This window comes from Mycobacterium colombiense (assembly GCF_001672755.1).
Taxonomy (GTDB): Bacteria; Actinomycetota; Actinomycetes; order Mycobacteriales; family Mycobacteriaceae; genus Mycobacterium; species Mycobacterium colombiense_C.
Map to the genome: position 1 here is coordinate 1 of NZ_LZKI01000076.1, position 14,166 is coordinate 14,166.

Sequence of the window (14,166 nt, forward strand, 5' to 3'; positions counted from 1 at the left end):
GCGCATCAGCGCCGCATGGCTATGGTCCGGACGCAGCGGGATCATCGCCGGAGCGGCCGCCGCGGCGCTGCACGGCGCCGAGTGGATTCCCGATGACGTCCCGGTTGAGCTGATGTATGCCAATCCCCGTCCACCCGACGGCATCCTGACCCGCCGTGCAGCGCCGCGGCGGCCGCTCCGGCGATGATCCCGCTGCGTCCGGACCATAGCCATGCGGCGCTGATGCGCAGTTCGAGGGAAAGCGGAACGTCGTTCGAGAGGTAGACGTCGGGAAACACCGCACGGTAGCGGGCGCGTAACTGATGCCTGCTCAACGCCCGAGATGCCAGTGCTTCGCTGCCGATGAACGGTTCTCTCATAGCCCGCATGCTGCGAACGATCGCAGATCGACCGCGGCGGCGAGTTCGGCGATGCACAGGGTCGGGCGGGCCAGGGCTTCGGTGTGCATCCAGGGCTTCGAGCGTGCTTCCAGGGCGGAGATTACGCGAGAATTCCGCCGCCAGTGCACGCTCAACGGCCCGCACAGGAGTCACAAGGAAATCGCAAGGAAGACCGGGCACAGTTATCGCATGGCAGGCCAGTCCACCGCGTGGGTCAGCACGGCCCGCATGCTGCGCCGGGCCGGGTTCGGGGTGAGCGGACCCGAGGTCGACGCCGCCGTCGGCCGGGACTGGCCCGGCCACGTGGACGCGATGCTGGCCACCGATCCCGACGCCGACCCGGGCGCGGTCGCGACGCCGATGCCCGCACTGGCCGGGCCGAGCCCGCCGGGCAAGCGCGCCACGCCCGCCGCGCGCAAGCAGTACAACCAGCAGGTCACCGAACAGTTGGGCGTGCTGTCGGATTGGTGGATACGTCGCATGGTCGACGTGCGGCAGCCGGTACACGAAAAGCTGACCCTGTTGTGGCACAACCACTTCGCCACGTCGGCGCAGAAGGTACGGGTCGCCGCCTACATGGCCGCACAGAACCAGAAACTGCGCGCGGGCTCGCTGGGTGATTTTCGCGCCCTGGCCTACGCGATGCTGACCGACGCCGCGATGCTGCGCTGGCTGGACGCGCAGAGCAGCACCGCCAAGGCGCCCAACGAAAACCTGGCCCGCGAGTTCATGGAGCTGTTCGCGTTGGGACATGGCAACGGCTACTCCGAGAGCGACGTGCGCAACGGGGCGCGGGCCCTGACGGGATGGGTGATCGGCGCCGGCGGCAGGACCTCGATGGCCCCCAAACGCCATGACGCAGGCCCCAAGACGCTGTTCGGGCAGAGCCGCGACTTCGACGCCGCCGGCTTCTGCGACACCGTGCTGGCGCAACCCAAATCGGCCGAATACGTCGCCGGACGGCTGTGGCGGCAATTGGCGTCCGACGATCCGGCGTCGCCACCGGTGCTCGACCGGCTGGTCGCCGCGTACGGCCCCAACCGCGACCTGCGCGCGCTGACCCGGGCGATCCTCACCGATGACGAGTTCACCGCGGGGCGGGCCGCGCCAAACAGCAAAATCAACACCCCGGCCGAATGGCTCGTCGGCGTCGTCCGGGCCCTGCGGGTGCCGGTCAACGACCCCAAGCGCCTGAAGATGATCGACGCGACCTTGCGCACACTGGGTCAGCGCCCGTTCTATCCGCCCAGCGTCGGCGGCTGGCCCACCGGCCAGGTGTGGCTGTCGACCGCCAGCGCCGGGGCGCGCCTGCGCGCGGCGACCGAACTGGCGCACGCCGGTGACCTTTCCGGCGTCGAGAGCACCGCCGCCGGTGACCGCGTCGACGCGGTCGGCTATCTGATCGGCGTCGGCTCCTGGTCGGACCGCACCGCCCGCGCGCTGCGCCCGCTGGTGCGCCAACCGGCGCAGTTGGTCGCGGCCGCCGTCAACACCCCCGAATACCTGACGTCCTAGCGAGACCAGCCATGCCCGAGATGAACCGTCGCCGATTCCTGATCGCCAGCGCGGGCGCCGGCGCAGCCGGCCTGCTGTCCGCAACCGTGGCGGTCAGCTGGCCGGACCTGATGCGCGCGGCACGGGACCGGCCGCTGGCCGACGGCGCCGGCGTCCTGGTGATCGCCACGCTCTACGGCGGCAATGACGGGATCAACACCGTGATCCCTTACGCGGACAACGCCTATCACGACGCCCGGCCCGAACTCGCCTACGCCCCGGGCGATGTCCTGCACCTCGATCAGCAATTCGGTCTCAACCCGGCGATGAAGGGGCTGGCGGGGCTGTGGAACCAGCGGCGGCTCGCCATCGTGCGCGGCGCGGGCTACCCGAAGCCCGACCACAGCCACTTCCGGTCGATGGACATCTGGCAGACGGCGTCGCCGGCCGAGCCGGTGTCGACGGGCTGGATCGGCCGCTGGCTCGACGCCACCGGCGACGATCCGCTGCGGGCGGTCAACATCGGGGCGGTGCTGCCCCCGCTGACCGTCGGCGCCAAGTGCACGGCCGCGGCGCTCGCGCCGGGCGGCGGGCAGGGCAAGGCGGAGAAGTTCGACGCGGTGATGGCCGCGCTGGGCAACGACGACCCCGAAGACACGCCGGCGATGGCCGCGGTGTGCAAGGCCTATCGCTCCGCGCGCACGGCGGACGCCACCTTTGTTTCGATGAAACCCGCTGCCAAGGAGCATAATTCACTGTCCGCCCAGCTGGCCATGGTTGCCCAGGCCATCAAGGCCCGCGTCCCCACGCGGGTCTACACGGTGCAATTGGGCGGCTTCGACACCCACGCCGGCGAGCGCGGAACCCAGCAGCGTCTCCTGCAGACATTCGACGAGGCTGTGACCGCGTTCGTCCAGGAGATGGACGGCCGCGACGTAGTGCTGCTGGCGTACTCGGAATTCGGGCGCCGGGTTCGGGCCAACGCCTCGCAGGGCACCGATCACGGCACGGCCGGTCCCGTCTTCGTCGCGGGCGCGCCGGTCAACGGCGGCTTCTACGGCGAGCAGCCCAGCCTCACCGACCTCGACAACGGAGATCTGAAGTACACCACAGATTTTCGTGACATCTACGCCGAGGTGCTGGCACGAACGGTCGGGGCCGATCCCACGCCCTCGGTCGGCACCGGACGAAACAGCCTCGGCTTCCTATCCGCCTAGCACGTTCACGCAGTCACGGGCGATGGCCAGCTCCTCGTTCGTCGGGACCACCAGCACGGCGACCGGCGAATCGTCGGCGGAGATCTGGCGGGCGCCCTTGCCGTCGGCCAGGTTACGGCGCTCGTCGAGCACGATGCCCAGCTCCTCCATGCCGGCGATCGCGTCGCGGCGCACCGCCGGGTCGTTCTCGCCGATGCCCGCGGTGAAGCTGATGACATCGGTGTGCCCCAGCACCGCCAGGTAGGCGCCGACGTACTTGCGCAGCCGATGCGTGAAGACGCTGTACGCCAATTGCGCTGCCTCGTCGCCGGATTCGATCAGGGTCCGCAGCCGGCGGAAGTCGCGCTCGCCGGACAGGCCCAACACCCCGGAGCGCTGGTTGAGCATCGACTCGACGTCGTCGACTCCCATCTTGGCCGTGTGCGAGAGGTAGGCGACGATGCTCGGGTCGATGTCGCCGCTGCGCGTGCCCATCACCAGACCCTCCAGCGGCGTCAAGCCCATCGAGGTGTCCAGCGGCCGGGTACCGGCGATGGCCGAGGCGGAACAGCCGTTACCCAGATGCAGCACAATCTGTTTCAGGTCTTTGACAGATCGGTCCAGGAATGCCGCGGCCTGCTCGCTGACATAGCGGTGCGACGTCCCGTGAAACCCGTACCGGCGGATCTGATACCGCTGCGCCAGGTCGCGATCGATGGCGTAGGTGGCCGCCGCGGGCGGCAGGTCGTGAAAGAAGCTGGTGTCGAACACCGCGATGTGGGCGATGTCGGGCAGCAGTTTGCGCGCGACCTCGATGCCCTTGAGGGCGGGCGGATTGTGCAGCGGGGCCAGCTCCGACAGTTCGTCGAGCTTGCCGATCACCGCGTCGTCCAGCAGGGTGGGTTGATGGAAGGTGTTGCCGCCGTGCACCACCCGATGGCCCACTGCGACGATGCCGCTCCCCTGCAGGTCGATGCCGTCGTCGGCCAGCGTGTCGAACGCGCGGCGCAGCGCGGCGTCGTGATCGGGAACCGACGAGGACTCCTCTCCGATCCGCTCGACGAGGCCCGTCGCCCGCGCGGCGCCCGAATCCGGGTCGACCACTTGGTATTTCAGGGATGACGAGCCGGAGTTGATCACCAGCACCAGGCGCGTGTCGCTGCTGTCCGCCACGGCTACCCCTGCGCCTGGATCGCGGTGATCGCCACCGTGTTGACGATGTCTTCGACCAGCGCACCCCTGGACAGGTCGTTCACCGGCTTGCGCAGGCCCTGCAGCACGGGCCCGATGGCAAGCGCGCCGGCGCTGCGCTGCACCGCCTTGTAGGTGTTGTTGCCGGTGTTGAGGTCGGGGAAGATCAGCACGGTGGCGCGGCCGGCCACCGGCGAGTCGCGCAATTTGGTCGCCGCGACCGACGGTTCGATCGCCGCGTCGTACTGGATGGGTCCCTCGACCGGCAGGTCGGGGTTGCGTTTCCGCACCAATTCGGTTGCCGTCCTTACCTTGTCGACGTCCGCCCCGGTACCCGAGTCGCCTGTCGAGTATGACAGCATCGCCACCCGCGGTTCGATGCCGAACTGCGCGGCGGTGCGCGCCGACGAGATCGCGATGTCGGCCAGCTGCTCGGGCGTCGGGTTCGGGATGATCGCGCAGTCGCCGTACGCCAGCACCCGATCGGGCAGGCACATGAGGAAGATGCTGGACACCGTCGAGACATCCGGGACCGTCTTGATGATCTCGAACGCCGGCCGAACGGTGTGGGCGGTGGTGTGCGCGGCACCGGACACCATGCCGTCGACGTGGGAGTTGTGCACGAGCATGGTGCCGAAATAGGTGCTGTCGCGCATGACCTCGCGGGCCTGCTCGACGGTGACGCCCTTGGCCTTGCGTAGCTCGGCGTACTGCTCCGCGAACTCGTAACGCAGCCGGCTGTCGCGCGGATCGATCACCGTGGCATCACCCAGGTCGACGCCGAGTTCTCCCGCACGCTGGCGGATTCGGGCCTCGTCGCCCAGGATGGTCAGGTCGGCGACGCGCCGCTGCAGCACCCGTCCGGCGGAGCTCAGGATCCGGTCGTCGTCGCCTTCGGGGAGCACGATGTGCTTGCGATCCGCACGTGCCTGCAGCGTCAGCCGGTGAATGAACATCTGCGGCGTGGTGACGGTGGGGATCGGAATGGCAAGCTGCGCAAGCAGATCGGTGATGTCGACGTGTCTGTCCATCAACTCCAGCGCGGTGTCGATCTTGCGCAGCGAGGTCGCCGTGACCCTACCCCGCGCCGACGCCGCCGCGCTGGCGGTGTCGTAGGTGCCCAGTGCGGTGGCGACGATCGGTAGCCGCAGCCGCAGTCCGGCGACCAGGGCGGCGATGGACGGATGCAGCGCGAAGCCGCCGTTGAGCACGATGCACGACAGCGACGGAAAGCCTTCCGCGGCATGGGCACTGGCGACGGCGAGCACCACGTCCGAGCGGTCTCCGGGGGTGATGACGGCGATGCCGTCGCGCAGCCGCTCCAGGACATGGTCGGCCGTCATCCCGGCGACCAGCACTCCGGTGACCTCACGTTCGCGCAGCGACTCCTCGCCGCTGACCGGGGTTCCACCGACCGCCTTTTCCAGTTCGGCCACCGTCGGCGCCGACAGCAGCGGCTCCTCGGGCAGCACGTAGCTGCGCTGGGCGAATCTGCGCAGGGCCGCAGCGATGTCGGTCAGCCCGGCCGGATCACAGCGGTTGGCCACCACCGCCGCGGTGTGGGCGTGCTGGGCGTCCAGCTCGGCCAGGCAGACGTCGATGACGCTGGCGATCTCGGCGGCCGTGCGCCCCTTGCCGCTGACCGTCAGCAGCAAAGGCGCGCCGAGGTTGACCGCGATGCGCGCGTTGGTGGAAAGTTCCGCGGGCCGTGCCACGTCGGTGTAGTCGCTGCCGACGATCACCACGACGTCGCACGCATCGGCCACCGCGTGATAGGCGTCGACGATGCCGGCCAGGGCGGCGTCACCGTCGGCGTGCAGCTCCTGATAGGTGACGCCGACGCACTGCTCGTACGACAGGCCCGCGGTGGTCCGCGTCAGGAGCAGTTCCAGGATGTAGTCGCGCTCGTCGCCGTCTGAGCGCGTAATGGGCCGGAACACACCGACTTTCGCGACCGTCGCAGTCAATCGGTGCAGCAGTCCGAGCGCGATGGTCGACTTGCCGGTCTCCGGCTCCGGGGCGGCGACGTAGATCGCTGTCACTGAACTGACAGGGCGCCGGAGACCATTCGCCCGTCCCTCAGGCCAGCCGCCGCAGCCGCGGCGCCAGGTCCTTCTCGAAAAGCTCCAGGAACCGGCGTTGGTCGTGGCCGGGCGCGTGGAACACCAGGTGGTTGAGGCCCCACTTCACGTACTGGCCCACCTTTTCGACCGCCTCGTCGGGATCGGACGCCACGATCCAGCGCTTGGCCACCTGCTCGATGGGCAGCTCGTCGGCGGCCTTCTCCATCTCCAGCGGGTCGTGGATGCTGGTCTTCTGTTCGGCCGTCAGCGACAGCGGCGCCCAGAACCGGGTGTTCTCCAGCGCCTTGTCCGGGTCGGTGTCGTAGGAGATCTTGATTTCGATCATCCGGTCGATGTCGTCGGGATTCTTTCCGGCGGCCTCGGCGCCCTCCTTCATGGCGGGCATCAGCTTGTCCTTGTACAGCTCCTCGCCCTTGCCGGAGGTGCAGATGAAGCCGTCGCCGGCCCGACCCGCGTACTTGGCCACCTGCGGGCCACCCGCGGCGATGTAGATCGGGATGCCGCCCTCCGGAACGTCGTAGATGGAGGCGCCTTTGGTGTGGTAGTACTCGCCCTCGAAGTCGACGCGGTCGCCGAGCCACAGTTCGCGCATCAGCCGCACCGATTCGCGCAGCCGGGCATAGCGCTCCTTGAACTCCGGCCACTCTCCCTCGTATCCGGTGGCTATCTCGTTGAGCGACTCGCCGGTGCCCACGCCGAGGAAGATGCGGTCCGGGTACAGGCAGCCCATCGTGGCGAATGCCTGTGCGATGACGGCGGGGTTGTAGCGGAAGGTCGGGGTGAGCACCGAGGTGCCCAGCACCAGCCTCTTGGTGCGCTCGCCGACGGCGGTCATCCAGGCGAGCGAGAACGGGGCGTGTCCGCCCTCGTGCCGCCACGGCTGGAAGTGGTCACTGACGGTGGCGCTGTCCATGCCGTGCCCTTCGGCGGCGACGGCGAGTTCGACTAGCTCGCGCGGTGCAAATTGTTCAGCGGACGCTTTGTATCCGAGTTTCAGTTCAGCCACCCGTTCTTTCTACTCCTCGCGCGGATCGCGGGCGCGGCTGAGCCGCGCTTGCGGTCGCTCCTACACTCGCGGGCATGGCGCCGACTCTCGTTCAAGTGACCGACACGGTCTACCTCGCCCAGGGCGAGGCCGTTAACTGGACCCTGGTCGTCGACGGCACCGGCGTGCTGCTGATCGACGCCGGATATCCCGGCGACCGCGAGGACGTGCTGTCGTCGCTGCGCGAGCTGAGCTACGGGCCCGGTGACGTGCGCGCCGTCCTACTCACCCACGCCCATATCGACCACCTGGGCTCGGCGATCTGGCTCGCCGGCGAATACGGCACCGACGTGTACTGCCATGCCGATGAGGTGGGCCACGCCAAGCGGGAGTACCTGGAACAGGCGTCGGTTTTCGATGTCGCCCTGCGCATTTGGCGGCCGCGCTGGGCGGCCTGGGGTCTGCACGTGCTGCGCAGCGGCGGCCTGATCCGCGACGGCATCCCGTCCACCCGGCCGCTGACCCCCGAGGTGGCCGCCGGCCTGCCGGGCCACCCCAGCGCGGTATTCACCCCGGGGCACACCAGCGGGCACTGCTCGTACGTGGTGGACGGCGTGCTGGTCAGCGGCGACGCGCTGATCACCGGCCACCCGCTGCTGCGCCGCGGCGGGCCGCAGCTGCTGCCCGCGGTGTTCAGCCACAGCCAGCAGAATTCGCTGCGCAGCCTCGACGCGCTGGCCCTGCTGGACACCGAGGTCTTATTGCCCGGGCACGGCGACGTGTGGCGGGGCCCCATTCGGGAAGCGACCGCACGCGCTATCTCGCTGGCTGGGTGACGTAACTCTTCAACGTGCTGGCGCATCCTGACACCGGATGTGCCTTGGTCCTTGAAACTCGTTGTGACGGCGCCCGTGTCAGATCAGCCACTTCTCGAATGCGATCGGCAGGAACGGGCCCCACGAGGGCAACGGGTCCGGCGCTATCCGGGTATACCCCGTCGCGTCATAGAGCGCCTCGGCCTCGGGCTGCCGATTGCCGGTGATCAGGTAGAGCCGCCGATACCCGCGCGTCAGGGTCTCGGCCTCCAGCGCCGCCAGCAGCGCCCTGGCGTAGCCGCGGCGCCGGTGAGCGCCGTCGGTCCAGATCCGCTTGAGCTCCGCGGTCTCGGCGTCGTAGCGGCGAAACGCGCCGCCGGTCACCGGCACGCCGTCGACGACGCCGATCAGCAGGCCGCCGTCCGGCGGCGCCAACTCGGCCTCGGGCACGGGCAGCCAGGTCAGGTGGGTGCTCGGCGTGCCGCCGTAGCGCTGCGCATACTCGACGGCCAGTTCGGCCAGCAGCGGTTGGGCCAGCGGGTCGTCGTGAGTCGCCGACACGAACCGCAGTTGGCCGTGCGGCGGGCTTGATTCCGGCATCACCACCACTCAAACGCGCGTCGCGGTGACGTATTCCGGGATGAACTCCGAGTCGCCGGGCCCGGTCCGTCGCCGTCGGCCCAGCCCGATCGCGCCGAGCAGTTCGGTGATGCTGCGCCCGTCCGTCTCCCAACCATTGGACGCCAAATACTCTGGCACGTAATGATATTCACCGGGATAGGTCAGGCTGGCCAGGTCGACGTCCAGGCCGCGCTGCCGCCAGCCGTCGACGAAGGCGCGCTCGGCCCCGAGCTGCAACGGATTCCAGGTCGGCATGTGATCGGCGGTGAACCGGCTGCCCGTCGCGCTCGAGGCGGTGACGGCGTCCAACAACCGATTGTGCTCGGCGGGCGGTAGATACCCGACGAGCAGCTGCTCGGCGACCCAGGCCGTGGGCTGGGCCGCGTCGAACCCGACTCGGCGCAGCGCCGCGGGCCAATCCTGGTGCAGGTCAACGCCGATCGCACACCGGTGGGTGGCCAATTGGGCGTCCAGCCCGCGCAAGACTTCGGATTTGAAGTCGAGCACCTGCGGTTGATCGACCTCGTAGACCGTGGTCCCCGACGGCCACCACAGCCGGTACGGCCGGGTGTCCAGACCCGACGCCAGGATCACCACCTGCCGGATGCCCGCCCGGCCGGCGTCGGCCAGGAATTCGTCGACGAACCGGGTGTGCGCCGCCAGCGCGTCCATCAACGCCGTCATCGCCGGGTCGTCACCGTCGTCTTCGGCGAACACGTGGTCCTTGATCGCCCGGGTGAGGTAGTCGATCCCCACGGCGCACAGCAGCGGCTCGGCGAACGGATCGCTCAGTAGGCCCTTGTTGGTGGCCACCGCCCGCGCGGCCGCTCCGAAGGTTGCGGTCACCGCCACGTCGGCCGTCTGCGTCACGGTCGCTCAGACACCGGAGCGACGCCGCAGGGCCAGCCCGGCGGCCACCCGCCAGCCCAGCAACAACAGCGCGGTGACCGTCGTCGCCACCACCACGAAGCTCGCCGCCACGCCCGCGGAGCTCGCCTTGCGCAACAGCATGCCGACGACCACGGTGGACAACCACACGACGACGCCGGTTGGCACCACCGCGGTCGGCCGCCGCCACCCGCGGGAGATCAGCCAGCCCACCGCGGTGCCGGTGAGAAACGGCCACGCCGTCACGGCGATGCCCGGGACATTGAGGCCTTCGTCGTGGCTGCGGCGCCCCACGGCGCAGAACACCAGCACGCCGATGACGTCTACCGCGAACCAGGCCGGCCGCTGGAGCCTAAGCATGCAGGCAGACTACCGGGACACGGCGCGATCCTTGACCACGCAGCTGCGGTGAACTTAGATTCGTCGAAAATGAATCCTCATTCACAGGTCGGCCTGGCGGTGGTGACCGGCGGCCCGACGATGGCAGGCTGATCCCATGAGTACACAGACGCCACCCGCCTTCGACCGCGACGACCCGCTCGGCCTCGACGCCTCGCTATCCAGCGACGAGCTCGCGGTGCGCGACACCGTGCGGGAATTCTGCGCCGAGCACGTCCTGCCGCACGTCGCGGAGTGGTTCGAGATCGGCGACCTGCCGGTTCGCGAACTGGCCAAGGGATTCGGCCAACTCGGCCTGCTGGGCATGCACCTGGACGGGTACGGCTGCGGAGGGGCGTCGTCGGTGCACTACGGCCTGGCCTGTACCGAGCTCGAGGCCGCCGACTCCGGTATTCGGTCGATGGTCTCGGTGCAGGGCTCGCTGGCCATGTTCGCGATCTGGAACTTCGGGTCCGAGGAGCAGAAGCAGGAATGGCTGCCCGGCATGGCCACCGGTGAGCTGCTCGGCTGTTTCGGGCTGACCGAACCCGACGTCGGCTCCGATCCGGCCGCGATGAAAACTCGTGCGCGCCAAGATGGTTCGGACTGGGTGCTCAACGGTCGCAAGTTGTGGATCACCAACGGCTCGGTCGCCGACATCGCGGTGGTATGGGCCGCCACCGACGACGGGATCCGCGGTTTCATCGTGCCCACCAAGACACCGGGTTTTTCCGCCAACACGATTCACCACAAGCTGTCGCTGCGGGCCTCGATCACCAGTGAGCTGGTGCTCGACGACGTGCGGGTGCCCGCCGACGCGATGCTGCCCGACGCCAAGGGACTGCGCGGGCCGCTGTCGTGTTTGTCCGAGGCCCGCTACGGGATCATCTGGGGCTCCATGGGGGCGGCCCGGTCGGCCTGGCAGGCCGCGCTGGATTACTCCACACAACGCACCCAGTTCGGCCGCCCGATCGCCGGCTTCCAGCTGACCCAGGCCAAGCTCGTCGACATGGCCGTCGAGCTGCATAAGGGTCAACTGCTGTCGCTGCACCTGGGCCGCCTCAAGGACAGCGTCGGGCTGCGTCCCGAGCAGGTCAGCTTCGGCAAGCTCAACAACACCCGCGAGGCGATCAAGATTTGCCGGACCGCGCGAACCATACTGGGCGGCAACGGAATATCCCTGGAGTATCCCGTCATCCGGCACATGGTCAACCTGGAATCGGTGCTGACGTACGAGGGCACGCCGGAGATGCATCAGCTCGTCCTCGGCCAGGCGTTCACCGGCAGCGACGCCTTCCGCTGACAGGAGCACCGATGGCAGCACGCTTGCAGTACACGTCCGAGCATCACCAGTTCCGGGACCTGGTACGCGATTTCGTGCAACACACGGTCGTGCCCAATCACGAGAAGTGGGAGCGGGACGGCCAGTGGGATCGCTCGCTGTTCGTCGAGGCGGGCAAACTCGGACTGCTGGGCTTCCCGGTACCCGAGCATCTCGGCGGCCCCGGCGTGTGCGACTTCCGCTACAACGCGATCGTGATCGACGAGCTGCAGCGCGCGGGTGCGGCCGCCGAGGCCATCGCCTTCACGCTGCAAAACGACGTGGTGCTGCCCTATCTCACCGATCTGACCACACCGGAGCAGCAACAGCGCTGGCTGCCCGGCGTGGTCACCGGCGAGACCGTGCTCGCCATCGCGATGACCGAGCCCGGCACCGGCAGCGATCTCGCCGGAATCCGCACGACGGCGGTGCCAGACGGTGACGACTACGTCGTCAACGGCGCCAAGACGTTCATCTCCAACGGACAGATCGGCGACCTCTTCGTCGTCGCGGTGCGCACCTCGCCGGACCGCCACCACGGGCTGTCGCTGCTGGTCGTCGACCCCGCCACGCCCGGCTTCTCCCGCGGCCGCAACCTGGAGAAGATCGGACTGCACGCCCAGGACACCAGCGAGCTCACCTTCACCGATATGCGGGTGCCGAAGGCCAATCTGCTCGAGGAAGAGGGCAAGGGCTTCTATCAGCTGATGAAAAACCTGCCCCAGGAGCGGCTCGCGCTCGGGGTGGGGGCGGTGGCCGCCGCCGAAGGTATCCTGGCCGACACCCTCGACTACGTGCGTGACCGCACGGCGTTCGGCGCACCGATCGCCAGCTTCCAGAACAGCCAATTCGTGCTCGCCGAGCTGGCGACCGAAATCGACATCGCCCGTACCTATCTCGACGACTGCCTTGCCGAGCATCTGGAGGATGAGCTGACCGCCGCGCGCGCCGCCCGGCTGAAGTGGTGGACCACCGATCTGCAGGTGCGCACCGCCGACCGCTGCCTGCAACTGCACGGCGGGTACGGCTACATGCGCGAATACAGCGTGGCGCGGGCCTTCGTCGACGCCCGCATCCAGACCATCTACGGCGGCACCAACGAGATCATGAAGACGATCATCGCCAAGGACCTGGGCATCTGAGGGTGTGATGGTCACCGATTACAGCGAGCTGCCCGTCGAGGAGGCGGTGCGCGCGGCCCGGGCGGGCTCGCGGCGCCGTCAGGTGCTCGACGCCGCCGTCAAGGTGATGGGCCGCAACGGTTTTCACCAGATGTCCATGCAGGATCTGGCCACCGAGGCCAAGGTCAGCGTCGGCCTGATCTACAAGTACTTCGGCGGCAAGGAGGACCTGCTGCTCGCGACGATCGTGCGGATCCAGGACGCGTTCCGCGATCAGCTGGCACCGGTCATCTCGGCCGCCGGCGACGACGTCGTCGACCAGTTGACCGCGGGTGTGCGCCGGTACATCGAGATCGTCGACGAGAACCTCGACGGCGTCGTGCTGACCTACCGGGAGAGCCGCACCCTCGGGGCCCCGGGTCGCACCCAGATCAAAGACCTCGAAATCGCCACCGCCGCACCGCTGCGCGCGGTCATCGAGGCCGGCATCGCCCAGGGCGTCTTTCGCCGCGTCGACGTCGATCTCACCGTGTTCGACATCATGCTGCTCGCCCACGGCTGGGCGCTCAAGCACTGGCACTTCGGGCCGATCTACAGCGTAGATCGGTACATCGCGCTGCAGACCTACCACGTGCTGACCGGGTTGATTGCCGACGACCGCCGCGCCGACTACGCGCACGTGCTGAAATAAGGTCATGAGAATCACCGCCCGCCCGATTCGCAGCATGGTCGCGCTGCTGGTCCTGGGCGCCGCCGCCGGGATGCCCGCGGCGGGCGCCGATTCCTCGCTGCCCGCGATGACGTCCAGCGGCGCCGGCCCGATCATCGGCGGTGGTTCGACCGCCGGGCAGGGAATCTCGCAGCAGCTCTTCAGCTTTGGCAACCCCAGTGCGGTCCAGGAGGTGGACGGCTCGGACGCGGCGCAATTCATCACGGCCGCGGCCGGGGCGGCCAACCAGCAGCTCGCGGGTCCCTTCTCGTTGCTGCGCCGGGCGTTGACCTGCCAGACCAACAACGCCGGATTCGGCGCCCGCGCCTATCGGCGCAACGACGGGCAATGGGGCGGCGCGATGTTGGTCGCGGCCAAGAGCGCCACCCCGAACGTCGACAGCCTGGTCGCCTGCGCCAAGACCAACTGGCGCAGGACGGCGGCCGGCGGCGAAGCGGCGATGTGCGACAACGGCTGGACCACCCCCACCTCCTACGAAAGCCGCCGTGGCGAGACCTATTACATCCTGCTCGCCGGCACCGCCGCCGACTTCTGCAGCGACCTCAACGCCAAATACAAGAGCAACGCCAACGCGTGGCCGTTCTAGGCCGAGGCGAAGTGCCGCCGAGCGGCCGGTGAAACCGATTGCCCGCTTGACGGTTTCGCCGCGACCTGGCAGGCGCCGATTTGGTGGCCGATTTGAATTCATATCCGGCTGGCGCACACCCGCCGCCGAGCAGCGGGAAATTAGCGTCCCAATATAGCCGCGCCGACTTAGCCGCGCAGGATATTTCCATTTCTCCCCGGCTCGCGATTTTGCTGAAATTCCATTCGCGCCGAGTCGGCCTCATCCGGTCGGCGATCTCGACTCATCCGATTGACGAAGCGGGCGGCGATATTCGCGAAATCCCTTATCTACGAGTCGTTGAGCACGTAAGCTAACCGACGTCGGGCATCAGACAATCGTCTCCCAGACGAAGGGG

General features: G+C 68.5%; 13 protein-coding genes and 2 pseudogenes. 8 read left to right on the forward strand and 7 right to left on the reverse strand.

The genetic code is table 11. The features are described 5' to 3' along the window. A pseudogene (locus A5708_RS27505) lies at nucleotides 1-187 on the forward strand (hypothetical protein); the annotation flags it as partial. On the opposite strand, the pseudogene A5708_RS27510 reads toward A5708_RS27505, so the two are convergent. Then, nucleotides 153-359: pseudogene (locus A5708_RS27510) on the reverse strand (hypothetical protein); the annotation flags it as partial. The pseudogenes A5708_RS27505 and A5708_RS27510 overlap by 35 nt on opposite strands. Nucleotides 360-569: 210 nt before the next feature. Between A5708_RS27510 and A5708_RS11630 the strand changes: the two are divergent. After that, the gene (locus A5708_RS11630; RefSeq protein WP_065028778.1) at nucleotides 570-1,895 is read left to right on the forward strand and encodes a DUF1800 domain-containing protein; all 1,326 of its coding nucleotides are present in this window, start codon (nucleotides 570-572) and stop codon (nucleotides 1,893-1,895) included. Between the two features lie 11 nt (nucleotides 1,896-1,906). Continuing rightward, the gene (locus A5708_RS11635) at nucleotides 1,907-3,091 is read left to right on the forward strand and encodes a DUF1501 domain-containing protein (RefSeq protein WP_065028779.1); all 1,185 of its coding nucleotides are present in this window, start codon (nucleotides 1,907-1,909) and stop codon (nucleotides 3,089-3,091) included. Here the strand turns inward: A5708_RS11635 and A5708_RS11640 are convergent. From A5708_RS11640 to fgd, 3 genes are read right to left on the reverse strand one after another with little or no spacing between them, the layout of a single operon-like run. Continuing rightward, nucleotides 3,080-4,216 (reverse strand): acetate kinase, encoded by a 1,137-nt coding sequence (locus A5708_RS11640; RefSeq protein WP_065028841.1) that lies wholly within the window; start codon nucleotides 4,214-4,216, stop codon nucleotides 3,080-3,082. The genes A5708_RS11635 and A5708_RS11640 overlap by 12 nt on opposite strands. Nucleotides 4,217-4,245: 29 nt before the next feature. Next, the gene (gene pta / locus A5708_RS11645) at nucleotides 4,246-6,303 is read right to left on the reverse strand and encodes a phosphate acetyltransferase (RefSeq protein WP_065028780.1); all 2,058 of its coding nucleotides are present in this window, start codon (nucleotides 6,301-6,303) and stop codon (nucleotides 4,246-4,248) included. A 37-nt stretch (nucleotides 6,304-6,340) separates the two neighbouring features. Beyond that, nucleotides 6,341-7,351: a glucose-6-phosphate dehydrogenase (coenzyme-F420) gene (gene fgd, locus A5708_RS11650; protein WP_007768513.1), complete on the reverse strand. Its 1,011-nt coding sequence runs from the start codon at nucleotides 7,349-7,351 to the stop codon at nucleotides 6,341-6,343. A gap of 74 nt (nucleotides 7,352-7,425) precedes the next feature. On the opposite strand from fgd, the gene A5708_RS11655 reads away from it, so the two are divergent. Next, the gene (locus tag A5708_RS11655; RefSeq protein WP_065028781.1) at nucleotides 7,426-8,166 is read left to right on the forward strand and encodes an MBL fold metallo-hydrolase; all 741 of its coding nucleotides are present in this window, start codon (nucleotides 7,426-7,428) and stop codon (nucleotides 8,164-8,166) included. 78 nt (nucleotides 8,167-8,244) lie between these two features. On the opposite strand, the gene A5708_RS11660 is transcribed toward A5708_RS11655, so the two are convergent. Genes A5708_RS11660 through A5708_RS11670 form a run of 3 tightly spaced genes read right to left on the reverse strand, consistent with a single transcriptional unit; the run spans nucleotide 8,245 to nucleotide 10,014 of the window. Then, nucleotides 8,245-8,748 carry a GNAT family N-acetyltransferase gene (locus tag A5708_RS11660; protein ID WP_065028842.1) on the reverse strand — a complete coding sequence of 168 codons (504 nt, stop codon included), beginning with the start codon at nucleotides 8,746-8,748 and terminating at the stop codon, nucleotides 8,245-8,247. A 6-nt stretch (nucleotides 8,749-8,754) separates the two neighbouring features. After that, nucleotides 8,755-9,636 carry an SAM-dependent methyltransferase gene (locus tag A5708_RS11665; RefSeq protein ID WP_065028782.1) on the reverse strand — a complete coding sequence of 294 codons (882 nt, stop codon included), beginning with the start codon at nucleotides 9,634-9,636 and terminating at the stop codon, nucleotides 8,755-8,757. A 6-nt stretch (nucleotides 9,637-9,642) separates the two neighbouring features. Continuing rightward, entirely contained in the window at nucleotides 9,643-10,014 is a 372-nt protein-coding gene (locus A5708_RS11670) for a DUF3054 domain-containing protein (protein WP_065028783.1), read from the reverse strand. Between the two features lie 136 nt (nucleotides 10,015-10,150). Between A5708_RS11670 and A5708_RS11675 the strand changes: the two genes are divergently transcribed. From A5708_RS11675 to A5708_RS11690, 4 genes are read left to right on the forward strand one after another with little or no spacing between them, the layout of a single operon-like run. Then, nucleotides 10,151-11,335: an acyl-CoA dehydrogenase gene (locus A5708_RS11675; RefSeq protein ID WP_065028784.1), complete on the forward strand. Its 1,185-nt coding sequence runs from the start codon at nucleotides 10,151-10,153 to the stop codon at nucleotides 11,333-11,335. Nucleotides 11,336-11,346: 11 nt separating this feature from the next. Continuing rightward, a complete protein-coding gene (locus A5708_RS11680) occupies nucleotides 11,347-12,495 on the forward strand; it encodes an acyl-CoA dehydrogenase family protein (RefSeq protein WP_065028785.1) in 1,149 nt (382 codons plus the stop codon). A gap of 7 nt (nucleotides 12,496-12,502) precedes the next feature. Next, entirely contained in the window at nucleotides 12,503-13,165 is a 663-nt protein-coding gene (locus A5708_RS11685; RefSeq protein WP_065028786.1) for a TetR/AcrR family transcriptional regulator, read from the forward strand. A gap of 4 nt (nucleotides 13,166-13,169) precedes the next feature. After that, on the forward strand, nucleotides 13,170-13,790 hold the full coding sequence (locus tag A5708_RS11690) for a hypothetical protein (protein WP_065028787.1): 621 nt from the start codon (nucleotides 13,170-13,172) through the stop codon (nucleotides 13,788-13,790). The last annotated feature ends 376 nt before the right edge of the window (nucleotides 13,791-14,166 follow it).